This window comes from Paenibacillus eucommiae (assembly GCF_017874215.1).
GTDB lineage: Bacteria > Bacillota > Bacilli > Paenibacillales > NBRC-103111 > Paenibacillus_AI > Paenibacillus_AI eucommiae.
The window spans coordinates 1-26,338 of record NZ_JAGGLB010000017.1 but is presented as its reverse complement, the minus strand read 5'-3'; the positions used below and the strand labels follow the sequence as shown (position 1 = coordinate 26,338).

Annotated in this window: 16 protein-coding genes; all 16 read right to left on the bottom strand. The window is 47.5% G+C overall.

The genetic code is table 11. The features are described from left to right. Positions 1 to 134: 134 nt before the first annotated feature. Positions 135 to 1,115 carry a carbohydrate ABC transporter permease gene (locus J2Z66_RS22745; protein ID WP_209974684.1) on the bottom strand — a complete coding sequence of 327 codons (981 nt, stop codon included), beginning with the start codon at positions 1,113 to 1,115 and terminating at the stop codon, positions 135 to 137. After that, positions 1,112 to 2,008: a carbohydrate ABC transporter permease gene (locus J2Z66_RS22740; protein ID WP_245375761.1), complete on the bottom strand. Its 897-nt coding sequence runs from the start codon at positions 2,006 to 2,008 to the stop codon at positions 1,112 to 1,114. Before J2Z66_RS22740 ends, J2Z66_RS22745 begins: the two co-directional genes overlap by 4 nt. Then, positions 2,001 to 4,208, bottom strand: a complete 2,208-nt coding sequence (locus J2Z66_RS22735) for a DUF5696 domain-containing protein (RefSeq protein WP_209974682.1) — start codon at positions 4,206 to 4,208, stop codon at positions 2,001 to 2,003. The genes J2Z66_RS22740 and J2Z66_RS22735 overlap by 8 nt, the downstream gene beginning before the upstream one ends. Before the next feature lie 46 nt (positions 4,209 to 4,254). Then, positions 4,255 to 6,273 carry a YIP1 family protein gene (locus J2Z66_RS22730; protein WP_209974680.1) on the bottom strand — a complete coding sequence of 673 codons (2,019 nt, stop codon included), beginning with the start codon at positions 6,271 to 6,273 and terminating at the stop codon, positions 4,255 to 4,257. Further along, complete coding sequence (locus J2Z66_RS22725; protein WP_209974679.1) at positions 6,273 to 7,130, bottom strand: carbohydrate ABC transporter permease; 858 nt, start codon at positions 7,128 to 7,130, stop codon at positions 6,273 to 6,275. The genes J2Z66_RS22730 and J2Z66_RS22725 overlap by 1 nt, the downstream gene beginning before the upstream one ends. Then, on the bottom strand, positions 7,127 to 8,062 hold the full coding sequence (locus tag J2Z66_RS22720; RefSeq protein WP_245375760.1) for a carbohydrate ABC transporter permease: 936 nt from the start codon (positions 8,060 to 8,062) through the stop codon (positions 7,127 to 7,129). Before J2Z66_RS22720 ends, J2Z66_RS22725 begins: the two co-directional genes overlap by 4 nt. After that, entirely contained in the window at positions 8,055 to 11,024 is a 2,970-nt protein-coding gene (locus J2Z66_RS22715; RefSeq protein WP_209974675.1) for an extracellular solute-binding protein, read from the bottom strand. The genes J2Z66_RS22720 and J2Z66_RS22715 overlap by 8 nt, the downstream gene beginning before the upstream one ends. Beyond that, positions 11,015 to 12,193: an ABC transporter ATP-binding protein gene (locus J2Z66_RS22710; protein ID WP_209974673.1), complete on the bottom strand. Its 1,179-nt coding sequence runs from the start codon at positions 12,191 to 12,193 to the stop codon at positions 11,015 to 11,017. The genes J2Z66_RS22715 and J2Z66_RS22710 overlap by 10 nt, the downstream gene beginning before the upstream one ends. Before the next feature lie 134 nt (positions 12,194 to 12,327). Continuing rightward, positions 12,328 to 14,232, bottom strand: coding sequence for a hypothetical protein (locus J2Z66_RS22705; RefSeq protein WP_209974671.1), 1,905 nt, complete (start codon positions 14,230 to 14,232; stop codon positions 12,328 to 12,330). Positions 14,233 to 14,321: 89 nt separating this feature from the next. Continuing rightward, positions 14,322 to 16,331, bottom strand: coding sequence for a hypothetical protein (locus J2Z66_RS22700; protein ID WP_209974669.1), 2,010 nt, complete (start codon positions 16,329 to 16,331; stop codon positions 14,322 to 14,324). 21 nt (positions 16,332 to 16,352) lie between these two features. After that, positions 16,353 to 17,687, bottom strand: coding sequence for a DegT/DnrJ/EryC1/StrS family aminotransferase (locus J2Z66_RS22695; RefSeq protein WP_209974667.1), 1,335 nt, complete (start codon positions 17,685 to 17,687; stop codon positions 16,353 to 16,355). A gap of 2 nt (positions 17,688 to 17,689) precedes the next feature. After that, positions 17,690 to 19,084: a neutral/alkaline non-lysosomal ceramidase N-terminal domain-containing protein gene (locus tag J2Z66_RS22690; protein ID WP_209974665.1), complete on the bottom strand. Its 1,395-nt coding sequence runs from the start codon at positions 19,082 to 19,084 to the stop codon at positions 17,690 to 17,692. 38 nt (positions 19,085 to 19,122) lie between these two features. Next, positions 19,123 to 20,040, bottom strand: coding sequence for a Gfo/Idh/MocA family protein (locus J2Z66_RS22685; RefSeq protein ID WP_312894718.1), 918 nt, complete (start codon positions 20,038 to 20,040; stop codon positions 19,123 to 19,125). Continuing rightward, entirely contained in the window at positions 20,037 to 21,680 is a 1,644-nt protein-coding gene (locus tag J2Z66_RS22680; RefSeq protein WP_209974663.1) for a LamG-like jellyroll fold domain-containing protein, read from the bottom strand. The genes J2Z66_RS22685 and J2Z66_RS22680 overlap by 4 nt, the downstream gene beginning before the upstream one ends. A gap of 46 nt (positions 21,681 to 21,726) precedes the next feature. Beyond that, a complete protein-coding gene (locus J2Z66_RS22675) occupies positions 21,727 to 23,331 on the bottom strand; it encodes an extracellular solute-binding protein (protein ID WP_209974661.1) in 1,605 nt (534 codons plus the stop codon). A 138-nt stretch (positions 23,332 to 23,469) separates the two neighbouring features. Then, a complete protein-coding gene (locus tag J2Z66_RS22670; RefSeq protein WP_209974659.1) occupies positions 23,470 to 25,743 on the bottom strand; it encodes a helix-turn-helix domain-containing protein in 2,274 nt (757 codons plus the stop codon). Between the last annotated feature and the right edge of the window lie 595 nt (positions 25,744 to 26,338).

The following is a 26,338-nucleotide window of genomic DNA, read 5'->3' as shown; positions in this document are numbered from 1 at the left end:
TTCCCACACCGATAACCCCTTCGGCATACCTCCCTCGAGCAAACTCTGCCCCACCTTAATTCCTCTTTGCTGCATGCTTAATCAAGATGCGTTTGTTCCAACCACCACCTTTCAGCTGGCAGGTGATACGTAAGTTATTCTACGATACCCGATCTTTCAACACCCCTGACGAACCAGCGCTGAAGAAACATGTATATCAAAAGCGGCACCACGATAATCATAAAAGCTGCGGCCATCTTGGCCCCCTCCGTCACCGGATTCATTTGTTTGGTGATCATATGGATGACCGGCATGCCGGCAAGATTATCCTCCAGACGATCTAGGCTAATCGCAAGCGTCGGGTATTGTTTGGGCAGAAACATAGAAGCCTCGTAATACATGTTCCAGTACCAAATAAATGAAAATAGAAATACGACCAAGCATGCGGATCTGGCAAGCGGCAGCATAATTCTGAAGAACATGCCGATTGCGGACGCCCCGTCCAGCATGGCAGCTTCTACAAGCGAAGCAGGCTGTGTTTTGAAAAACTGTCTGAAAATCAGGATGAACAATGCGCTTTTCATCCCTTGCCCAAAAATAGCAGGAATGATAAAGACAAGGGGAGTATCCAGCCAGCCATACTTGCTGTAAACGATATATAGCGGAATAACTATAATTTGCGGCGGTACGAGAAACGTCAGGATAACAAGGAAGGTGACCAAGCCCCGCCCGGGAAACGAGAACCTCGCCAATCCATAGCCAGTAAAAGCGCACACAAACACCTGGATGAATGAACAGGTTAGCGAAATAACAACTGTGTTGGTGAAAGCCGTCGGATACTTCAAGCCATCCCAGGCTTTCTGGAAGTTATCCAGATGCAGACTGCGCGGGATCCACTTGACCGTGGGGTCGATCAAATCGTTTATGTTTTTAAACATCGTCGTAACCATGTACAGCAAAGGCTGCAAATACAAGTACGCTAAGATAGAAAGCAGGAAGAAAATCACGCATTTCGCTAACCATCCATCGTTAATATGCCTTCCGATGACAAGAAGCTTCAGGTTCTGCCCTTGTTTTCCCCATACCCATTGCCTGATGCGTCCCTCTACCCGGCGGTATAAAGTTATAACCTTCATCTGATTTCCCTCCTTTTCTTCGTGCTTTGCTGGAAGAAGAACAGCACCACCGCCAACAAGAGAAGAACAAACAAAAAGTAGATCCACGCCAGCGCATTCGCGTAACCATACCCCGTCTCAACTAAAAACATATTTTTCCGAATATGTTTGATTACAGGATTCAACGGAAATGTAAATAAATCTACAATCGTAAAGAGTGTACTTAGACTAATGAACGGCATCATATTCGGCAGTGTGATTTTCCAAAAACTATCCCAAGGAGATGCCCCGTCGATCCAAACGGCCTCGTAAATGGAACGGGGGATCGTTTGTAATCCCGCTAGAAATATAATGATTTGCACACCTGAATACCACAGAATAATAACTGATTTGCTGAGCACATTTAACACAGGCTGAGCAAACTGTTCTCCTATATATTGGCGGATCAGCGGCTCCAGCTTGTATTGATCCATAAACGGAATTTCTCCTGCTCCCTGGCTGAATAGTTCCGTCAGAACTTGACCTGTAGCGAAGATAACCGGCAGAAAGAAAACGGCACGAAACAAAAATCGCAATGGAAAATCCTGATTCAACATGACAGATATAAGAAACGCAAAAATCACAATGATTGGAATGATAATCAGTATTTCCTGAAAGTATAAGATAAGTTCTACAGGGAAAATATTATCTTTTAAAAATGCAGCACGATAGTTGGAAAGGCCTACCCACTCCAGTCTAAATTTGCCTCCGCCTACACGCACCTGGCAAAAGCTCATATACAAGGAAGTGAACAGGGGGTAGGCCATGAAAGCCCCGAAACCGGCCAGCCACGGCAATACAAAGATGTAGCCGACGCCATATCGCTTCCAGCGATACAAGATGAGTTCCATTTTGCGGCTGCCACGCTTATTCATTGGCCTGGCCCCCTTCTTTGCGATGCACTTCAAAACTATTGCTGTTATAATCAACGGTCACGCGGGTTCCATCCTCATACATAGTCTCATACACACCGGGCCCCATTTTCTCATGACCGGTAATTCTCAGATGAAAAATAGGCGATAGCCGATCGAACTGCAAGTATTCCGCTATGACCTCCTCTTTCCAACTGTCGAATTTACTGCTGTACATATACGCATTCGCAGTATCCTTGAGTTCACGGGCTGAGTCATAAGAGAGCATATAAGCCGGTACGGCTCCGTATTCGATGGATCTCAGAAAATCTCTTGCGGGAAGCTCACGTAAATTACCCGGCTTTGCCGAATAGGATACATAACCGTGAATGGCAATTGGATAAAACGGCACAGCTTCATCCACCATGAAGCTGCCGCTTGTCTCCAGCGGTATGGAAGTTATAGCATTTACACCGGCCAGCGTATAATCAAATCCTTTATTGACGCCGCTCATTCCCAGACGGTCCCGCGTGTAAGCAAGCAGGGCATTGTAATAATATGCCGTATCTCTGCGGTAAGACGGTTGATTGGGGTTGTAATCACGGACGAGCCGTTCCCCCACATGCAAGTATTGAATCCCGTCAACACCAAGCTTGCGCAGCTTTTCAATGACAGTATAGGCATGCTCCAGTGTCTTAAGAGGCCTAAGAATGAACCCTCCGTCCTTGGTTATAAAGACCGTTTCATCCATGCCGTAAATGCCGTTTCCCTTGGCTCCAAGGGAAGACTTCGGATCTACTTCTACGAAATTATCTTCGAAAATAACTTTATAGCCATAGCCGTGCGCTGCTTCAATAAAGCTTTTGGCTTCCGGCTCTCCGCCTAGTTTCTTTTCGATAGGGAAATGCTTTGTGGTATTATGGCTTCCCCCATCCTGCCATCCATAGAAAATGATACGCTGATTTTTCACGCCTCCTTCCGTAAGCTCCTGTACGATATTGGCTGCTTCGGGAAAAGTGGTAACCGCGACGTATTGTTCCCTGTTATAAGCCTTGCGTGAATTGCCTCCAATAAGTGATAAGTCCAGCGGGACGTGCTGCACCGGCTCCAAGGGCTTGCCTAGCAGCTGCTGCTCTAACATATACTCACGATAAGAATTGGCCATACCGACATAGTCCGCATCGCTGCCAGTAAGAAATCTATATTCTATGGACCAGTCCAATTCCAGCCTTTGCTGCTGGATCACTTTTACCGGAGGGGCAACTCTGCTTAGCTTGCGCAAATATTCTTCACGATAAGTAAATGTCGGATAAATACTGTAGAGATTGGATTTCATCCCGGGAGATAACGCTTTGATCCTGGTTTCAAACCGGCCTTCTCCAACAATAGCCACGAAGGCATGGTCACCACGCTTCGCCCCAAATACGGGGTATTGGACAGCTTCACTTGCACGCTCAGAAGTAGTGTCTTCAGCTCGTTCTGAAGGCTGTGCGGAAGTGGTGGTCTCTTCACCGAAAATCTTCTGATTGTATCCTTCACCAATCATGGGGCGGTTCGCTTTAAACGTAATAAGTCCCCCGGGTCCGTCCGGAACCAGGAAATATCCGTCTGTCCCCGCTTCTGTCGCACCAAAGAATGGCAGCATATTTAATGAAAGTACACCGTAGTCTCCGTTTTCCTCAATGCCTCCAGCCGGCACCGCCACCTTTAATCCCTGATCCGTGAGTTCATATTGAATGGCAATGCGGACCTTTTTCTCCGGAATAACATATGTGATTTGGATCCCATTTTTATTACTTACAATTTCCTTGCCAACCCTGTCATCCATGCTATTCATCAGCTCCTTATTGCCATTGCTAAGAATCTGACTGATTTCAAGGATAAAAGGCGACTGCAGATTAGCCAAAAGCGTTCCCTTCACCGTCTCTGCTTGTAATTGGCTTTCTGTTGGATTGCTGCGCCATTCATAGCCATTTTGCTTGTCCGTTATAATGAATTGTGTAGTGCCTGGATGCATCCGCAGCGTGTATCTTTGGTTCTCTAATGCGGGTAAAAATCCTGCTGGATCTGCCGTCATTCCCTCTTGCGGCCATACTGAACCATCATGCAGCGTAAGCGCGTTATTCTTAACTGGGGGAATATCCATCTTTTCTATAACTGGCGATTTCCCCTTCAACTGAAACGATATGACGATGATAATGATGATGGTAATAACGAATAGCAAGCCTGCAAGGAGTTTAAGCCAATGACGGCGAAGCCTTGTATCCATATTAAAGATAGTAGGTCACCTCCCGGTACAGTTGATAGAAGAAATCATAGAGGTTAAAAGAAAGACCGGAAATCAATGCGGCAAAAAACCAAATCATCAATACGCTGAACAAGGTGATCAACATATTTTTCACTGTTTCCAGAAAATCGAAATTGTGGATCACCTGGGTCATCACAAAAAACTGGATAACCACGCACAATAGCATGATCTGAGTTATAGCTGTTACGAGGATAGATTCCTCAAGAACAACCATATTCGAAATCGGGATGATCACTGCTGTGAACACCATATAAGGCGCCATCCCGAATATGCTGGCTTGCAGCACCTCCCGAAACCGTCCTTCTCCACCTTTAACGCTGCAAACGAGATAATTGGCTATGATCCAGGTAACCAACACTGCCAGCAGCAATAACAGTTCATTGGAGATGTTTACCTGGCTCAGGTCATAGGGATGGAAAATAAAGCCGGATCCATACAATTGAGCTGCCTTGGCCAGACACACCGCTATTAGGATCGATAACAGAAACACAAACGAAATTTTGCGCTCTTTCAAGCGATAATATCCTGCATAGGGATGAATGATCACATAGAAGAAATCTTTCGCTTCCCTCCCATATCTTAGCAGAGGAGCAGTCCATCTTATCGCCCGCCAATAAGCAGCTATTCTTGCCCGCAGCAGTCTTAGGCTCACGAAGATTACCAGCAAGCTGACACATACAGGTATAAAATACGCTTTAATACGATCTGTTCTCACATTCCAGAAGGCTTCCGAATACCCCTTCTCATCAGAGGCTTCCTTAAACAAAGCAAGCGCCTGCTTGTACTGCCCCTCCAGCAAGGCTGCCTTACCCAGCCCCTGGAAGGTTAAATCGATCAGCTCATTCCGGGCCGCAATCTTCCCCCAATAGGCTTTGCTCTCCTCGTAACGCCCCTGACCATATAATTGGATGGCCGTAAGCAGCGTGTCGGCAAACTCCGTCCGTTTAAATACCTGGACAATTTTCATACCGCTGTCTGCCACAAAAATTTGAAAGCTGGAATTGACGGCAAGGCTTGTCGGATAAATCAGAAGCCCGCTTTGCTGCGCATGCTGCTGCTGCTGACCGAAATCCAGTAAGATCCTGCCACTCGGATCATACATGGATATTTTACCCGTTGTCTGCTCCAAGCCATATAGAAATTGATTATTGTCCGTGACTGCATCGACAATAGACCCCGAATTTCTAAACATCTGGTTCTTCAGCGCATCAATGCCACCGGCATTTAATTTGCGGATATTGCCCGCAGTCTTGGTACCCGGACTGGCAGTGATAATAAAGCCGGAGGCATCCAGCGAAATATTGGCGATATGCCTCGGTTTATTCGCTACTTCTTTATCCATTTGCTCTTTTGTAAGAATTAATTTTTTCACCCAGCTCATAAAGGATGGATTGGATTTATTCGCCCCAAAAAATCCAAGAAACTTACCGTCCTGATTGATCCTCACAAGACCTTGGTCAGCTCCTCTTACGGAGATGTACATCACTCCCCGCCGGTCGACCACAAGCTTGACGGGAACAAAATGATACTGGTCGTTCAGGACGACAGTTTCCGGTTTGCCATAGGAACGCAAATATTCCCCGTTGGCCTTGAACACAGCGATCCGTTTATTTCCGCTGTCCGCAATATAAATGTGACCATCCTGTGCGACGAAGACCCCCTCCGGTGAATTAAGCTGCCCTTCGCCTTCTTCGTCGCCGAACATACGGACGAGTTCCCGTCCCTGGCCGAATTCAATCACCTTGCCTAATTCCTTATCCACAACAAATAGATGGCCGTTCGGGGTGCTTTGCAGATCCACCGGCTCTGCGAACGGATATTCAATGATCCCGTCTGGCACATATACAGGCTGGATCGGCAGCTCATCCAAATTCACATCATAATAATGCGTAGGGTACGGCACTTCTGCCGATGCGATTCTGAGAGGAACGATCATAAGCACAACCAACAGGCTCCACATTAATTTTCGATATCTGCTCATCATTTCACTCCGGAATGAACCATCGTTTCATTCACTTTCCCCTGGAAAAATAAAAACATGATAAATGTCGGCAAAAACATAAGCAAGCTGGCGGCAGCAGCAATATTTTGTCCTGCCACACTGTTAGACATACCGCTAATCAAAGTACTGACATAATACGCTAGCGTCTTCATGGTTTCATCATGTACAAACAATGTCGAACCCTCCATATCAACCCAGACGGATTGAAAGGTGATAATCGCAATAGTAGCCACAGCTGGCGCTGCAAGCGGCAGCACGACTTTACGAAAAATGCCGAATTCCGATGCCCCATCCAACTTGGCCGCCTCTAGGACATCATTGGGGATTTGTCCGATAAATTGAATGAACAAAAAGATAGCAACCGGTGAAGCAATCGAAGGCAGGAGATGGGCAAAATAAGTATCGATAATACCGAGATACCCTACAATGAGATATCGCGGAATGGAGACCGTCTCCGGCGCAAACATGAGCGACACCATAATCAATGACATAAAGAAGGCTTTGAACGGAAAATGATGCTTGGCCATCGCATATGCCGCAAGTGAACTTACCAGAATGACACTAATAATCGAAACCGTCGAAATGATGATGCTGTTGAACAAATATCTTGTGAACGGTACCAGATCCGCCGCCTTGCTGTTGAACAGCTCATTAAAGCTTTGCAGTGTAGGCTTTCTAACCAAAAAAGTCGGAGGAAATAGAAACAGTTCATTTAAAGGCTTAAAAGCATGGTTGAAAATAAATACGAGCGGAAGCGACATAAATAACGCCAATCCCGTCAGCATCGCATACAGCAGCAGATTGGTCATGCCCAACCGCCTCCAGGGGAATCTCATAGCTGGGCTCCCTCCTTGTCCGACAAGATCCTATAGAAAAACCGCATTAACAAGTAGGACATCACTAGCAGCACAACGGAGACAGCAGCGGCATAACCTAACTCAAACCTTAAGTAAGCATAATCATCAACGTGATTAATGATTAAGTGACCGGAGTATCGCGGTGTAATCGTCTGCCCGGTCAACTGCGTAGCAATTTGCCCCGCCTTCAGCGTAGTCACAATCGACATGACCGCACTGAACAGCATTTGCGGCTTCATCGACGGGACCGTAATATAGAACACTTCCTGCAGACGGTTCTTGATCCCATCAATCCGCCCTGCTTCATAAAGCTCGGGATTCACTGTAGCTAGTCCCCCCAGAATGGCCAGAAACCCGACACTAAAGCTAGTCCACAAGGAAACAATAATCATAATATTCAACAAATACCTGGGATCCTGCAGCCACACCTGCGGAAGTTCGATCCATCCTAATTTCAGCAAGAGGTTGTTCAAATAACCAGCAGCATCTCCGCTGAATGCGGCTACCCAGACGACCGATAAAGCCACTCCCCCTGCCAGGGAGGGAGCATAGAAGGCCAGGGTATAGAAATCCCGCAGCTTCTTCGGCAGCTGATAGATCAGCCAAGCGAAGAAAAAAGAGAGGATATATCCGCCGGGACCTACAAGAAGAGCATACTTGATCGTATTTGGCAGCGCATATTTCTGGAAAATAACATCCTGTGTAATTAAATTCATGTAATTTTTCAATCCCACTATCGTTGGAACGCCAAAGCCATTGTACGAGGTGAAGCTCAGGAGCATCGCAAGAAACACCGGCAAAATAACAAAGGCTATAAAAGCGAGCATAAAGGGGGCTAGAAACAGGTAAGAGATACGGCTGCGCCAACAATCCCGTGCTAACTGCCGCAGCCCGTGAACCACCTTAATCATCGGATGCTTCCTCCCCCCCGTTATATGGCTCATCGACTTGTGGAATACGTATATCCATGGAATCGCTGTAACCGAATTCTTCCTGCTTCCTCTTCATTTCCCTTTGCAGAGACAGTGCTGCCTTCTCAAGCGCCTCCTTCTCCGGCATCCCATCCAGAAGGACATAATTCCAGGCAAAATCCATTTCCCTGTTTAAATAGTAATAACCCGGGACTAACGGAACATTTTTGATCCAACGAGCCTGTTCCTTAATCGACTCCAGATCTTCGGCAGGCCAAGGAGACTGCATCAAAGCTTCAAGGTTAGCTGAATTCCACCTATACTCCATCCCGAAGAAGGATTCTATATCCTGCGCATAACGCAGCTGCGTCGCGGAAGAAGTCCACCATTTCAAAAAGGCCCATGCCTTATCTTGCTTCTTGCTCTTCTTCATAATCATCATGCTGGTGGTTGACTGCTGCGTCCAGCGTGAAACAGTGCCATCCTCCATCCTTGTGCCAGGCACGGGAATCATCTTCCAATGACCGGCAATGTCGGGCGCAGCAACAGAAAGCAGCACATAAGTATTGAAATCGGCCACTCCGGCCGGAATGTCTCCATAGCGGAAATGATTAAAGAAAGCGGGAACTTCCATCGGCAAGTAGTATTTCTGAAACAGATCCATCCATTCGGTGAACGGCTTGATAGCTGCTTCCCCGTTCAACTCGGTCGTCTTGCCGTCTTTTGTATAGAACTCCACATTGTTTTGATAGAAGAACGGTACATAATCTTTTGCAGGATAAAAATAGGTCATTCCGTTCTCTTGCAGCGTTGGCAAAATATCGTATACATCTTCCCATGTATCAGGAGGCGTAAGGTGTAATTTCTCGAATATGTCCGTCCTGTAGAAGAACGCTGAAAAACTCTGTGTTTCAGGCAAGCCATATACCCCTTCGTTGTAGGTGTAGGAGCGCATGACACCCGGGTGAAACCTTTTCTTAACCTCGTCAAATCCAGGCAGTGTGGACAAATCGACGGTCGCCCCACGCATAGCGAAATCCACTGGTGATTCCATTCCGATCCCCAGGGCAGCGTCAGGCTGGTTACCGGCTGCATTGCCAAGGATCAGAACATTTGGATTCGGCATCAAGTTAAGCTTGACCTTAATTCCCGTTGCCGGAGTAAACTCCTGATCAACCAACTCTTGAAGCAGATCGACATAATCACGGCCACGCTGAATCCACACGTTTATAGTACCCTCATCAATGTGCTTCTTCTCCCTGTATTCCATATAAAAGGTTCGAAAAAATGAGATGGCTGAATAAGCCCACTTTTCAAGCTGGGTTGGACGCTTTAACCCGGTCTTTGCGTCCGGGGTTTTCAAGACCATATAATCAAGCAGCAGAGGCTGGTCACTGACATTTGTCAGCCATGTGCTTATTTGACTTTGGATGGCAGCAATGTCGGCTAAGCGGTTCGGAATTTTATCCACATCCTGCTGGAGATCCTGCAAAGTACGGATGGACATGTTTATCGTCGATGTCAAATCTGTTTCTGTCCCGTTCAGCCCATTCATATAGGCGCAAATATCTTCAAGCTCTTTGATAAACCGGCCCACCTGCTGATCGATATCGGGAACATATTTCTTCATTTCCCATGTGCGGTTTACATCCGCATTCTCGCCGCCAAACTTGCCGTAATCCCCAACAATGGACCGCATCTCGCTATCGAAGGTGCGCAAATCGGCAAGTGTCTTCGATAACGCCGTTGTAGCCGGCTGCAGCAGCGAGGAATCAGCGATCATCTTTAGGGAATGGGTACCTTTCTCCAGGTAAAACCGGAACGTCTGCCCTTCATTATCCTGCAGTGTATGGATATCGAATTCCCGCTCGTAATGGAATGGATAATGCAGCATTTCCGCGAAAGGTACACGTCCATCAATCATGATTGTGCGGTATACCTTGGACCTGCCTTTGTAGATTTGCCTGAATTTGATATCCAGGACATACCAGCCGTCTGCGGGCACTTCCAGATTCCATTCAACCCAATCGCCCGGGTTTTTCCATCGTTCTCCCCCAAGTGAGTTATATACAATTCGCCCCTTCGAGTCCGGCGACATGTACGGCTCCTGCATTGCGTATTTCTGGATCCCGATGCCCGACTTTTGCACGAATTGCTCCGCTTCGATCATTTGGAACCATTCTTTCTGCGCTGCAGCAGCCGGGTGATTCCCTGTATACTCTTTATAATCAGGGATGCTCTCTGGTGCTTTGATCAACAGATTCGAGATCTTCATCGGCTCACGGATACCAACCAAACGCAGGGTATGCTTCCCCTTCGTGAGGTAATATTTAAGCGGCAAGGAAGAAGATTCATATTTGGCTGCGTCCTTCAGTTTCCATCCCTCAATCTCCACCTGCGGCGAGCGAACTTCGTTGCCCAGGCTGTTGCGGTCATAGGGGTATTTTTTATCCTTCCAATACCGCTCAAATTCAATGGAAGCCGATTCAAGAAACGGATAGCCGCCATCCATCATAATGCCGCGAATGATAGAAGCAGACGTTCCTCCGGATGGCAAATAGTTCACAGCGATTTCATACAGCCCGCTCTCCGGGATGTCAACGTTCCACTCAACCCAGCCTTTAGCGCTGCCCCAATCAAGAACTTCTTGGCCTAATGCTGTCTCATCCTGAACGACCTTAATCATGGCATCTTCTGATGCTGTATGGTAAGAGGCTGCCTGAAGCTCAATGGAATTTCCCTTGACTGGCTTGGCACCTTGCTCCTCATAGCTTTTCAACGCCTGTGAATAAGTAAGAGTTCCATCCGCAGTCACTGCGTTGACTAAGGAGCTTGCATCCACCGGAGCATAATATTTCGTCTCGAACAACAAGGACCGTACGCTATAGAATGTAATAATGATCAGAACGGCAGCAGTCATCACCTTCAGTCGTCCTGAAATCCGTATTGCCTTTATTCCCATGCAGGCTCTTCCCCTTTACGGGCAATATTATGACCGGTTTCCCCATCAAATAAATGGGCCTTGTTCAGCAATAATTGAATAAGCACATGATCGCCTACCTGCACAGGGGTATGCGGATCCGCCCTTAAAGTAAATGTATAACTCTCCGCCGTCTTAACCGCCCTCTCTGCGCTGCTTAAGCTGCCTATCCTAACGGACACATATGTGTCCGGTCCCATCAGCTCCTTCATTTCGACCTGAGCCGGTATCATCCACTCCGCCTTTTCCGCCTTTTGCTCAGCTTCCAGCTGAACATGTTCGGGCCTTAAGCCGAGCACGATATGACGCAGATTGGAGCTGGTTCGAGCCAAAGCGTCAAAGCAGCCAGCCGGAAGGGGCAGCTTCCAGCGATTATTCTCAAAGTAATACCTGCCATCTTTAAAGGTAACGCTGCCGCTCACGAAATTCATTTGCGGCGTGCCGATAAAGCCGGCAACAAATAAATTATTCGGATAATCGTACACTTCCTGAGGGGTGGAAACCTGCTGGATTTCCCCAGATTTCATAACTACAATCCGTGTGCCCATCGTCATCGCTTCTACCTGGTCATGTGTGACGTACACAATAGTTGTCTTCATTCTCTCATGCATCCTAATAATTTCTGCTCGTGTCTGCGCTCTGAGCTTGGCATCCAGATTGGAAAGCGGCTCGTCCATCAGGAACACCTTGGGCTCGCGGACGATCGCCCGGCCAAGGGCAACCCTCTGCTTCTGCCCTCCTGAAAGCTGGTGTGGTAACTTGTCCAGAAGATGTGATATTTCAAGAATACGGGCAACCCGATTCACTTTAAGCTCGATTTCATGCTTGGCCATTTTCCTCAGCTTCAATCCAAGAGAAATATTCCCGTAGACAGATAAATTGGGATAGAGGGAATAATTTTGAAAGACCATCGCGATATCCCTGTTTTTCGGAGAAACATAATTGATTAACCGGTGATCGATGAAGATATCACCCGAGGTTATTTCCTCCAATCCCGCAAGCATACGCAGAGTAGTCGATTTGCCGCAGCCCGAAGGACCCACAAGAACCAGAAACTCCCCGTCATTGATTTCCAAATGAAAGTCTTTTACAGACGCTTGCGCCTCACCTTTATAGCTTTTGTGTACATGGTGGAACGTCACTGTTCCCATCTCTGACTCCCCCCGCTGCCCATCGTATTTGAAGTATATGCAATGAAGTATATGCAACTTTTCTGTTCTGTTACCGTACAACGCGTCCGGACCCTGTGCATTTATGCTCCGGACGCGTTATCAGCAGCCTTTTATTAAGGACCTACGTAGCCCTGTGCCCCGCCAGACGTATCAAATGTGACTCCTGTCAGCGTTACATGCTCGGAATACGACTTAATCCCGGTGGAATGGGCCGTAAGATTCGGATCGACATAGGCACCACTGGCAATAAACTGGCTTAGTCCTACATTTACGATACTGTCTTCATTCAGAATAAGAATGCCCGTTTTGTAATCATCGGTCGTTGAATTCATTCCATTCGTCGAGAAGGTCGAGGCTGTTACCAGAACATTCCCCCCCTTGATGACAAGACCGCTTCCTGTGTTATTCGCTACATATACCGCGTTCAACTGCGCGGATGTTACGGCTTCATCGATCAGAATGCCGTGGACATCAGCATGACTTGAGTAAGGAGGATTCGCTTCCACACCGCCAATTTCAACGAAGGAATTGCTAATATTGTGCATCCCGCCGCCTTCAAGCGTGATTTCCGGATAGCCCCCTACCCCTCCGTCCTGGCCAAAGAAGGAATTGGTCAAACGCAAGCCATGAACGACTTTTGTGTCTGAAAGCTTTCTTAGAATGATGCCGCCTTTCTCATTGCCAAATGTCAGGATACCATTCCAGTTGCCTATGGGCATCGGTCCGGCATCTGGGCTGACATCGATGGCGAAACCTTTATTCACGGTGAATAAGATGTCATCCAAGTAATATTGACACGGCCCGCCGCCATCCAGTTCGTTGCCATTTGTTATGAACATGCCCGTATTCCCGCTCTCGGAAATGATCAGATCACGAACTCTTGTGTAGGATGTAATCTGCAAATGCATGCCGTTGTATTGCTTATTGATAATCAGGCTTTCCATAAGGCCATAATCATTCGAATGTCCAGTCCGAATGCCATTATCCTCCGGCAGCGTCCCTTCGGTCTCTCTCCCTAACGTCAGACCGCTTATTTTGTAGCTGGAGGTATACGAATCCAGTACGACGTTGGCCCCATGCGAGCCGTTCTTGAACTTGAGAATCGTTGAGCCTCGGCTTTGACCGATTAATGATGCTCCTTTGCCGCTAAGGGTAATCGACTGGGTCTGCATGTAGGTACCGGGGTATAACGTAAGCGAAACGGGACCACTCACATTGACCGGCACATCAATAAGCCCTGGCCTGGCGCAAAAGGATGCCGGTGCGCCATTGTTCTCCGTCAACGCATTCGCCAGCGCTTGCCCAAGTGACTCGCCTGTCCCGGGGGTCACTAGCGTACAAGGTGACAAGGAGCCTGGTCCTGGGATTTGGATGGTCAAATCATCGAAATAGCTGGCATACTTTCCTGTGGCCGTCCCATCTCCAGAATAGGCGAATAAGATGCGATCAATCGTTTTGCCTGCCAAGGGCGACAGGTCAGTCTCTACTAATACCCATTTATTTAGCGGTTCATTGCGTGAACCCGGATGCATTGATACTCCGTTCAAATCCGTTAACCCGGAATCACGGAGATTCGTGGTGTCTGTGAAAATCAAATCAATCCCCATACGTTTGCTTGCCGGATAGCTGTGATGATATACCCAATACTTGAGCTTCATCCCGTAAGTGATCTTAATATCCAGGTTTTCATACACTTTATTATAAATATAGCCGCCACCACTAACGCTAACGTCAGTGCCTTGCATTTGTAAATATCCGTCCCCTGAATGGGCATTCACCCCTTCGGCGCCGCTCGCCGCACGTGTAATTGTCGGTTGCCCTGTGCCGCTATACCCCACTACGTTACTGCCAGGTATTTCTTCGGTATTAGCCAGACCGTAGTCACTTCCCGTATTCCATGTTGCAGAGAACACGGCGACATCACCGCTTGCTTCGGCAACCTGGTCATTCATTTGGAATACGCTTATCCATAGTATTGCAACTACCAAAAGACGAATCGATACAAGTTTCTTGTTCATCCTTATACCTCCCAAGATATTGGATTATGGATTATTGGATTCATTAGATATTTCGTCATCGTATTCGTTGCAGCAAGCAATTGCCGGTATCAGGGACCGACATAGCCCTTCGCTCCGCCGTTCTCATCAAAAGTGACTCCTGTCAGCGTAACATGCCCGGAGTTGGACTTAATTCCCGTCGAATGGGCAGTAAGCTTCGGATCAACACGGGTTCCGCTGGCTATGAATTGGCTAAGTCCGACATTCACGTTACTTCTTTCATTCAGAATAAGAATACCAGTCTTGTGTTCATCGCTTGTTGCATTCATCCCATTTGTGGAAAATGTCGACGCCGTAATCAAAACATGATTTCCCTTAATAACAAGCCCGCTTCCTGTGTTATTCGCCACATAAACTGCATTCAATTGTGCGGTTGTTACTCCCGCATCAATAAGAATACCCGGCACGTCAGGATGGCTCAGATATGGGGCATTGGCACCCACACCGCCAATTTCCACGAACGTATCGCTTATGTTGTGCATCCCTCCACCCTCAATTGTAATTTCCGGATAACCGCCCTTTTCCCCGTCCTGACCAAGGAACGAATTGGCCAAACGCAGACCGTGTACGGCTTTAATGCTCGAATGCGCCTTTAGAATGATCCCCCCTTTCTGGTTGCCGAATGTCAGAATGCCGCTCCAGTTGCCAATTGGCATCGACCCGGCATCCGGACTGACCTCAATAGCAAAGCCTTTATTCATGGTAAATAAGATGTCATTCAGATAATATTGACACGGCCCGCCGCCTTCCGATTCAAGGCCGTTTGTCATATAAATGCCAGTATTCGCGCTCTCTGAAATGATGAGCTTCTCAATCCGCGTGTAGGAAGTCACTTGCAAATGCATCCCATTATATTGTTTATTGATCATCACATTCTCGATCAGACCATAATCACTGGATTGCCCCGTTCGAATGCCATTGTCTTCCTCAGAAATGCCATCCGACTCCCTTGCCAGTGTAAGGCCGCTTATCTTGTAGCTGGATGTAAACGAATCCAGTACAATATTGGCGCCATGCACACCATCCTTGAACAGGAGCGTTGTTGAACCTGCGCCGCCAATGCCCATGAGGGATGCCTGTTTGCCACTTATAGTGATCGGCTCCGTCTGTGTATAAATGCCAGGATATAAAATAAGCGTTATGGGACCGTTCACATGAATCGGCTTATCCAGATTCCCCGGGTTGATGCAAAAAGCGCCTGGCGCATTTCCATTTGCCTTCAATACCTCCGCCAAAGCCTCCCCAAGCGACTCATCCTGGCCGGGAGTCACAAGCGTGCATGCTGATTCCCGGGAGGTCGAATTAAGCACCTCTAATCTCAAGCGGCTTGCTTCCCTTATGGAGGCTGAAGATACGATTCCCGATGCAGCCGCTCCCTCAGGGACTTCGATTGTCAAATCATCGAAGTAGCTGGAGTAGGGGCCAGAGATCGTCGCATCTGCGGAATAGGAGAATACAATCCGGTTAATCGTTTTGCCTGCTAACGGTGACAAGTCGCATTCCACTAGAACCCACTTATCCAGCGGATCCTCGCGTGAGCCGGGATGCATCAATATCCCTTGTGCATCCGTTAGCCCGGAATCACGCAGCGTCGTTTGATCGGAGAAAATCAAGTCCACGCTCATTTTCCGGCTGGCATTATATTGGTGATGGTACACCCAATATTTCAGCTTCATACCGTCAGTCACGACAATATCCAGCTTCTCGTACACTTTATTGTAAATATAGCCGTAGTCACTTTGGCTTATATCCTGGCCTTGCATTTGCAAATATCCATCCCCGGAGTGCGCTTTCACCCCTTCCGCGCCGCTTTCGGCCCGGGCGATTGTCGGCCTCCCGCTGCCGTCATACCCTATCAGGTTGCCTCCCGGGATTTCAACCGAATTGGACAACCCGTAGTCGCTCCCCGTATCCCATGCAGCTGAGAAAATGACCTCCATGTTATCCTTGTCTGTTTGGTTCGTTGTTCCCGCTTTGTCTGCTCCGTTAATCAAGAACCCTAAGCTGATAGCTACAACAGCAACGGCAACAGAACTGGTTATCCAGAGCCACTTGACCATCCTTATTCTTCCCCTTCTGCTTTATCGCCGGTTGTACATATACCATCCACCCAAATTGGGCGGATTCCCCGTATCTCCTTCAAGCAATTCGGCATAGTTGAGAGCTACCTTTCTGAATGCATGGGCATATTGTTCAATGATTTCCGGCCGATAGTGCTTAAACCATGGAACGCTGTAAACATTCGCCGCAAACCCCTCACTTACCGGCAATCCTATGTCGAGTTCCCTGACGTCGCGTGAAGCATTGGCAATTCGGGTTGGTTTGCCATGACCATACACATCGGCTTCCTTAAACAAGGGATGACGATGCAGCGGCAAATTGCAGCCCGGACTGCATTCGTTGACCCCTTCGGCTTGCACCGCCTCACAGAACCGCGATACGGATAGACCTCCTAGCTCATCCGATCTGTAGTGACCGCGTGCCGCATACCAGCCGCCGTTCAAGCTTCCGGAATCTTTCTCCGGACGATGCGCTCTTAGACCTGGAACCCCCTCCAGCAAATCCCAGAAATAATTCATGGCCCGGCTGATTTCCGCTTGTCTTGCTTCATAGTGACGCAGCTGGACACGTCCTACCGCTGAACTGAGTTGATGCATCCGATGCTTATAGCCGCCCAAAGGCAGTCCGGTAAAAGGCTGCAATGCCTCCGTCTTTATACCTGAGCTGAATCGCTCATGATGGCCCAGAGCAATCGCTCTTTCGTAAATTTCCGTGTCATTTGTAACCAGCATGCCGCCCTCCCCTGCAGCGAGCGCTTTACCCGTCATCAGAGACATGGCGCCAACGTGTCCGATGGTTCCCAGCTTGCGTCCTTTATAGATACCGCCCTGCGCATGGGATACATCCTCGATCACCTTAATATTATACTTCCGGGCGATTTCCATAATCGGATCCATATCAGCGGGATAGCCCAAATAATGGACAACCACTATCGCTTTCGTCCGCTCGCTGATCCTATGCTCGATATCCAGCGGATTTAAGCATAATGTGAACGGATCGATATCAGCAAAGACGATCGTCGCCCCTAGAGAAAACGCCGGGGCTCCAGATGCCCAGTAGGTAATACTTGGACAGATGATTTCATCGCCTACACCTATGCCGCAGCCATACATCGCCGCCAGCAAGGAGGCTGTCCCGTTATTAAACCCTAGTGCATAATCCACATTGAGCCATTCTCTGAAATCCTTCTCCAACTGTACGGTTACATCGATTCCGGACATCGCCCCCTTGCGCAGAACGTCTAGAACCGCTTCCTCGTCTTCCTTGGTTATAATCGGCCATGTGAACATGTCCTCTGATTGTGCCGTCACCGCTCCCGGACCTCCGAGCAATGCCAGCTTCTGTTGATCCGCCATTTTTATAGCTCCTCCTGTCTTATATTCCGTTTGTTAGCATGTTCCATACATTGAATAAGTTCACGGATACCGCTGCGGATGTTTTCCTCTATCTGTGGGACCATAGGTGCAGGGTATCCAAAATAAGGGATGGAACTGACACTTTCATATCCGCCCTCGTGAATTTGCCTTGCTGTCGGAATGTAGCCCACCATCCCATTGCTGTATCCGAGGGGCAATACTTGATTGTCCGATAACAGCTTAATCCATAATCCGTATTCAACCACGATCTCGCCGTCCATGGCCAGGAAGGCCAGTCCCTCCGCAACCTGCAGCAATTGCAAGTGCAGTGTTCCGCTCGGCATCAGCCTGCCCGGGTCCGTTCGCAGCAGCAGCTTCCATTCAGCTCTTGTTTCACTATCCTCCATGTCTGCCTGCAGCTCTTCCATAGAAGGAACCCGCTGATAAGGCAAATCAGCCTGAGTGCTCCAAACCCGAATTTCAGATGGAGCAAGCGGAGTTAATGGCCCCTGCAAAATATCCAAAACTGTCCTGGCCAACATCTCTCCGCTGCGCCCAATGTCATCCTCGCTGCCAGCCCGAAATGCATCCTCCTCTTCATTCAGAAGCCGTGGACGAATATCTCCGCAGCAACCTTGGATGAAGCAGCTTACGCCTTCCCCGAGCACTTGATCCAATACCTCCATCGCCGCACCGCAATAATCGGAAGTAATCCGATTGGCTCCAGTTGATGTCGGATGGCAAGTAAAATGAAACATCACCCCTTTGGTGCGGCCGTCTCTCCGATCCGCTCCATCCATTGCATCCGTTCCATCCGCTTTGGCAGCAGATTCTATGACGAAGTGAATGACAGTCACTTCCGTATCATTCACCCCACCCGGATTAGGTGCGGATACGACGGAGCCGTCCCGCCAATTGCGCCGGTTGATGCTGATCCCAGGGCATTCGCCAGTGCCCCGTTCCATACGCACAGGTTCAAGATTGTCATGTGCCAATTGGATAGCTTCTTCCACTTTCCGTTCCAGATACAGCACATATTCTTCTTTCAACCGCCCAAGCATCGGATTTAATCTCCGGGTCGTCTGCGGCCCGCCGTGCGTATGTGAAGCGTGGTAAACAATATGCTGCGCTGGAATATCCCACTTCTCCTGAATGACGCGGCTCAAGTCTTGAAGCCTTTCCGTGCCCCACCAGATTAAATCGGCCTGGAGCATCAACGCCTTGCTGGTCTCCCCCGTGTCTCCTATTTGATGGAATAAACAGGCACGCACATACAGCGGTCTGGAAATCCCCTCAAAATCAGCTTTTCGGGACGCATATCCAGCCAGTGGAATGGGCAGGGGCGGAGTAATGTCCACCTTTGCGCTGCCAAATCTCATCGATCCCATTTCCATCATCCACTAAGCCACCCTTCCGCAGAATGATAATAAGGAAGCTATAGACATAATCGCACTGTTTTCCCCGTAATCCGGCTTTCATTCGCACATTCGATAAAATGCATGATCTCCAGGGTTTCATCCAAATCGATATTGGATTCTCCCGACTGAAACAAATGCATAATATGCTCCAGCATAGAGGCATACATCGGTTTCGGATGCGCATTAATATCTGCAAAACCTACTTCCTTCTCCCAATGGATCAACACTCCGTAATTGTAATTCCCTACACGGTTTCCCCGAATCGTTCCGATACGGCCATCCTTCCAAACCCCTACGATAACGTCGTAATCTTCATTCTTTGTTGCAGTGACGGACTGACACCCCTGTCCCATAACTCGATACAGCATTTCAACTGCATGGATGCCATACCAATATAATCCAGGTTGTGTCGGCTGCAGCATCATCGGACCGAAACAATCTGCTCCCCTAATGCTGCCATTCTCCGTACGCTGCAATTGCTCAGTCAAAGCTTCTCCATATCGAAGCGATGAACAACTCATGAAGGGAACCTGATATCGCTTCACTAGCTCCATGATTTCACGTGCCTGTTCGGTACTTACGGCAAGAGGCTTATCGATGAAAACCGGCTTACCGAATGCTGCAATTTTGCGAAACTGCTCCAGATGCACTCTACCGTCTACCGAGAGAAGCAAGATAGCATCGCACTCCTCCGCAACGGCTTGTTCGGAATCGACCAGCCGGGCGTTATACTTGTTTACCATTTCATCTGTGAATGTCCGGACTCTTCCATAGCTGATTTCAAAGTCTTCGGATGCAATGCCCGGATATACGACCTGGATCGTTCCTCCGGGGACATGATAAGGATTAGCCGCATCATTCAGTAAAGCTGCAAAAGCCGAAACATGTGACGTATCCAAACCGATCATCCCGAGTTTCAATTGACGTGTCATCATTCCCAACCTTTCTTAATCTCTTCATCAGTCAAAGCTGCATCGAATAGTTCCACTTCACGCATCCGTCCGGAGAAACGGCATTGTGGACCATTCCCCAGTACGAGCGGAATCTGAGTGAGCCTGCCTAATCCACCCTCCGGGCATGCTGACGATGAAACAAATTGTCCGTCAAGGTAAAGGGACAGCCTCTCCAAATTATAAGTCGCTGTTACCCGGTGCCAGCCATCGGATAGGCCTGCGTCGCAGGTTGCTAGCGGGTCATTTCTCAGACTCCATACCTTCCCGCTAGGCATAGTGCCGGCAAACAGCTGGCCTTCATATACCGCCATCGACCATACTCTGCGGTATAATACGGCAGGATCCGGCTCTTCCAGAATACCGACTAAATCCCACTGGGAATCGCCCGCATAACGATAAACTTGTCCTCCGGGCAATGTTCCTCCGTACAGTCTGCCGTTGAACACGGAGACTCCCATGACTTCCTTCTCGGAGCCCATCAGGCCCATTTCACTCCAGGAGGTGCCCCCCTCATAACGAACCATTTTGGCCTGCGGCCATATCCCTACTAACAGTTCATTCCGATACACAGAAAAACAATAGACTTGATTACTATTCGCTGCATTTCCGCGATATTCCCAAGGTGTCTCCATCGTTCTGCTGTATACGCCAGTATCGACGTTGCAGCCGACATACAAATCTCCCTGGTACGGAGCTAGCGTGAAGGTTCTTGTCGTACCTTCCGGCCCGGGTGCATCCAATTGTTCATAGCCGCCGTCGACACTGAAGGCATAAATGCCATAAGTATAGAACGCCGATGCAATAAGCTTATTCTGGTAAACAGCCATCGTACCCACACTGCCCGCTCCCCCACCAGGAAGTTCTGCGAATAAGCTCCATGTCTGACCACCTTCATACCGGTAAATGCGTCCCCCCGGCTCCTGATTAGACGACTCCTCTAACGCTGAACCCACAGCTTTATAACACATTGTACCGGCATATAGATGTCCATCGAATTCGGCCAGCGCGCTTACGCAGTTGCTGTTATCCGGGTTGCCGCAATTCACCCAGGCTCCGTCCTTGCCCAGACGGTAAACCCGCCCGAGGGAATCCTGCGCATCGTCAAAAGTTCCGGTATAAAGATGACCGGCATGGACACACATGGAGAAGATGTTGCGGCAATTTCCCGGGCTTCCCCAATCATGCCACTCATCGGCCGCCTGCCCCGTGCTCCAGCCGAATTGCAGATTGCGCCAATTGGCTTGGGAGAAAGTTACACCTGCCTGCGTAAGAATGGAAAGATGCCATCCTGTTTGCGTCCCATCATCAAACCGACTGCATAACCCTCCAGGTAAAAACCCGCCATCATCCTCAATTTTGAATTCAAGCGACAGCGTAAAAGGCTTACTGCCGTCCGTTTCCTCCATATGCGGGAGAATGATGGATGAGGTCAATCCGTCAAAAATCGCCCCGTCGTCAAACTGGATCCCTTGCGCTTCCCCATGACGCCCGTTCATTGTATTGTCAGTACAGTCCGTTCTCAGCGGCCAATATCCAATCCGCCTTGCAGTCTCGCTTTCTAAAGAGCTTATCTTTTCATTTTGGGTTTCGTTTTCATTTTCGTTTTCGTTTAATTCGTTCATGTTTATCTCCTGTTCTCTCTTCGTATAATTAATTAGCTATATCCCTTTATGGATTTCGGTGAAAATGCTTGTACCAGCTCGTTGCTTCCCCGACAATCTCATCCCCGCCGCGAATTTTCCATTCTTTGGTAAAAGCATCGAAGGTGGAGTCGATATCTTCGACTTTGCCGGATAAAATCTTCGCAAACATATCCAGGAACAAAGAACCGGCACCGAAGCCAGCGAGCTCTGGCCGTGATTTACTTGCTTCCAATGTAGGCATACCGAAACCGTCACTTGTAAAAATGGATTGTTCAGCGACCTTCAATCCCTGCTTCAGCTGCTCGGCATTAGGGTCCAAGTTAAGTACAAGCGGTAAGAGTCTTCCGTCCTGACGAGGATTCAACATAATTCTGAATGCCTCATTGATATTCATTTCCACATTTTGTTTATTGGTTGAGTCGTAAATGATTTTACCATTCTCAACCGTATAGTCGGTCCCTTCAATTCCATAAGCAAAAAATTGATCCGCCTTTTCATCAGACCAAGCCCAGTCCAAAAACTTGATCACATTCTCCGGCTTTATATTGGATGTCGGGATGACCCAAACGAACATAATATGATCATCCTGCACCGTTAAGCCTTTTCCCTTCGGACCTTCGATAGCTCCAAGCATGGAAAGCTTTACGTTCTTCTCATTCACGAACGATTCTGCCCCCCAATCGGAAGCATAGTTGGGTACATCATGCACCCACATACCGGCTTTCCCTTCTTTAATTCCTGCACGCCAGTCACTCATCTTGTTAGTAAACAGATCCGGATTTATATAACCTTTGTCGTAAAGCATTTTCCAGAACCTCAGCGCATCCTTGATTTCGGGCTGTATGAACCCCGGCTGCAGCTTGCCGTCCCGCATCACCCACTCTCGCGGATGAACCCCAAACTCCTTAAAAAACAGCTCGCTGTACTCCAGATTTTCCCGGACGTAGAAGCCGTATTCGTCATTCGGATCGCCATTCCCGTTCATGTCCTCTACTTTGACCGCCTCAAAAAACTTGAGGTAATCATCGATTGTCTTGGGCTGAGGCATATTCAGCTTATCCAGCCAATCCTGGCGAATATACACGACTTGAATGGCCGGGGCTCCTCCCAATACCGGAATCCCATAAATCTGTCCATTCTTAGATACTCTTGGACTATCCCATATTTCTTTCGGTATGTTCTTTTTAATATTGGGTCCGTATGTATCTAGCAAATCATTTAATGGTGTGAACATATTTTTTTCCACGGCGCCTGGATGGGCTTCCGAAGAGATGCTTACTGTGCTCAAGACATCGGGAAGATTCTTAGATTCGAAACGGACCGTCAACTGTTGATTGTAATCTGCAGCACTTAGAAATTCGTATTTCAAATTGTAGCCCGACAGACGGGAAAGCTCTTTGGTATACATATCATCGTCTGTGTATTGAATCGCCCATGCGCTGCTCGCATCCGATAGTAAGATATTAATGTTAGAAGACATATTTTTGGAATTCTCAGTCGACATCCCGCTAGTGGAAATCCCCCCTGTTGATTTTTTTGACGAGCATGCTGTTAATCCTATTGTTGAGATCATAAATGCCAACGATATGATAAGCGAGATATACATCCTTCTTCCCATTCCTTGTTTCACAAGCTTCACCTTTCTCTCGCACCGGATTGGATATTCCCGTTGACAACTTAAATATAACGAACTCGGATGCTTTCAGACAATCATCAGTTGTTGCTTGCGCCAAGAGCAAATAATGATTACTAAAATGATTGCTAATGATCACTTCAGGGGCGGTGTTTCGCGATATTTTCCCGGAGGTGTTCCAAAAAACTGTTTGAAGGCGCGGGTGAAATTCGTTACATTAGCGTAGCTTAATTCTCTGGCGATTTCTTTGATCGGCATCGTAGTATGGACAAGCCACTCCTTGGCTTTATTCATCCGGAATTCAAGTAAATAATCGCTGAAGGTCTGGTTCGTTTCTTCTTTGAACACTCGGCTCATGTGTGATAATGAGATTTGAAACTCATCCGCTAATCCCTGCAGCGATAAATCGCTTCGATAGTTTTCCGATATATACTGCAGCACTCGTTGAATGATCTTCATTTGCTTCGTGACGGTTAACCTGCTCATGTGATCCTTAATTTCCGGAAATACGTACTCCATGAGCCAATCTTTAATATCTTGAATGGTCGGCTTTGTATACAGCTCCTTGTAAACATCCATACTCATCATTTCGTTGAGCTGATAACCTACGCGGGAAAGCATGTATTCGAGCTCGCCTAACATATAGGAAAAAACGCTGAATATAGCTTCCGAACTTCCGATTGTTCCCTGTAAGCTCGCAATCAATTGCACCAGCTGGAGGTTTGCCTCCTCAAGGTTTCCGTTTATGACATGTCCAACGATGGCCTTTTGCAGTTCCATAATCGTTTGTGTCGTTTGTTTATCTTTGGAATTGATTTGATTGACGGAGATTGTAACATTACTCCCAAGGGTTAACCGGCAACGAAGAAGATCAATCGCTTCCTGATAGCTTGCATGGATGTTCGTGTACCCATTTCTTGGGCTGCTGACTGCAATGCTGACTGAAAATTGCAAATAGTTATAAATATGAAGGCGGAGCTCGTCCATCATTTGAAGGATGGAGTTATCTGGCGCATCGTCTTTGATGTCCGTTTGGATGATCACGGCAACTTGTCCCGGCTGAGGTACAGCCGTAGGCATCGGTACGTCTCCGGATAATTCCTCTATCATTTTACTTATCGCATAATGAATGAGCATTCTGTCATTTCCTTTATATTTACGGGCAAAATCTGGATAGTTATCGACAGACACAACAACAACATAAAACCGTGTTCCCTTTAATCCAAGTTGAAAACGTTCTATTTGTTCCTTAATTCGTGTCTCGGACATTTCACCTAACAGGATCTGTTGAATAATACTCTGCTGCAAATAGGGCGATTGTTCATTTAATTCATCCATCAATTTTCGATTCGTGCTGGTCATGTTTCCGATTAATGCATCCAACAGCTTCAACCCATCGGAATGCGCAGGTATTTGGTTTACTCCGGTTAGAGATTTTTGAAGCAGACGTTTGATCGGATCATATAAGCGGTTAGATCCCAATATGGAAAATAACACCCATACGGTCGATATAATGGCAACCAACATCCAGGTTATATTGCGAATGGATTCGGACCTCTCTGTTAATCCTTCCATGGGAGTCATCATCACATACGTCCAATCGACGAAAGTCGAATTTAGATAAGAAAGACTGTACTCGACTCCATCCAAAGTATACATATCTGGAACCGCTTTCAGTTTATCCTGCCTTCCCGTAAACATATTCAATTTGGTACCAATATCATTTTTATCCTTACTCAGTACAACCTTGCCACTGGAATCAACGATCAAAATTTTACTTGTTGTTCCCTCCGATAATTTCCCTACATACTTAATTAAATCATTCACGTTTACATGCAGCGTCAGAATCCCATCCGTATATTGAGTAGTCATAGGTACCGGCCGGAATATTAATAGATCTGCATGGCCGCGGCTAGGATCCGGCATAACCATAAAGGATGAATTGAACAGCGGCTTATTCAGCTTTACCATCTCCGTTACCTGGAAAACCGTAAGCTTGTTCGCATCAGTCGTATTGGATAGAACGTAGTTATCCTTCAAATAGGTAAGCGAGAAGTTGAATTTAATGGGCGAAAAACTGCTCTCTTTTTTGATCACTGTAGAAGCCTCAAGTGTAACATTCAGATTTTCCTGCGACGACCCTGCCCGGATCGATTTCTCCAGCGTTGGATTAGATGCCAGCCGAATCGAAGTCATGTTTAAGCTATTAATTAGACTATTCATCTGATATTGCAGTTGGTTGAGAGCTAAAATGTGATTTGAATTGACTTCCTCCTGCATGCTTCTGGCCATAAGATGAGAGGACAAGAGACCGATAATAATGACGGGCGAAATGCTAAGGATCACCGAAAATATCGTCAGCTTATGTTTAAACGACATCTTACTGTAGATAGACAAAATGGATTGCATACTATGTATTCCCCCTTTTACAACGTGAATTCGCATATCCGTATATACACAGGGGATATAACGGGCCAAATCTTTTGATTTCATTAGTGAACAGGACGAAATAGCCAACATAGCGGTTGCAATGGGCTTGTATGCAGGCAGCTTTGCATGAAAATGTTCTCTGTCTTCTTCATCTCTCGATTGTCTTTTGCCGACCTCCCCCTCCGATTTCCGTTCGGGCGCAGCACGTTTTAGATTCGTTTTCAAGGATCCTCACGTAGTTCGCACCGTCTTCTAATATGAAAAGTTTACCATATTATTGTCTGTTTTGATAGATTGAAACCACGCCTAGCACATTGATGAGCATGTTCGTGACATGGGAGCGTTGCGGATGGAAAGGGGGTGGGCTCCAGGCGCTGGGGATGAAGAGCACGCGCAGCTGAGAGGGGCTGAAGGTTTAACGATGTTTTTCATCGTTAAAAGCACCAGTCCTCTCCACAACCTTGCTTTAACGATGAAAATTTATTTAGTATATAGAGTGGACCACTTGAAAGGAGTATGGGAAAATAGGCATAACCAAAATAAGAGGTGACCACGGATGAAGGAACAAAGAAAG